The sequence below is a fragment of the Rhizobium sp. Rhizsp42 genome (assembly GCF_047304155.1).
GTDB lineage: Bacteria > Pseudomonadota > Alphaproteobacteria > Rhizobiales > Rhizobiaceae > Rhizobium.
Genome location: NZ_JBGLYS010000159.1, coordinates 1 through 263 on the forward strand (window position 1 = coordinate 1; position 263 = coordinate 263).

Below are 263 nucleotides of genomic sequence, written 5' to 3' on the forward strand. Positions count from 1 at the left end.
GGCCGGGAGCCATTCGATCTCCTGCCGCAGCACGTTGCCGTGCGCGATCTGCGGAAAGAGCCACGCGGTCTGTATCGCGCAGCCCAGTGCGACCAGTCCCGCGAGGGTCGACTCCCTGTTGCGCGCGTTGGATGGCATCAACGCGGCCAGCACGCTGGCAATGAAGGGGAGTGCGACGAGAAAGACCAGAGGCATTGGGATCGATTCTATCGATCGACCCTTTGGGAAGCCCTATCCATAACCGCAAGACATAAGGCGCATTT

At 61.2% G+C, this 263-nt stretch carries 1 protein-coding gene; it reads right to left on the reverse strand.

What is annotated here, in order from left to right; genetic code table 11:
* Positions 1-195 (reverse strand): hypothetical protein (locus tag ACCD05_RS31935; protein ID WP_413397693.1); only part of this gene is annotated, 195 nt, incomplete at its 3' end.
* Between the last annotated feature and the right edge of the window lie 68 nt (positions 196-263).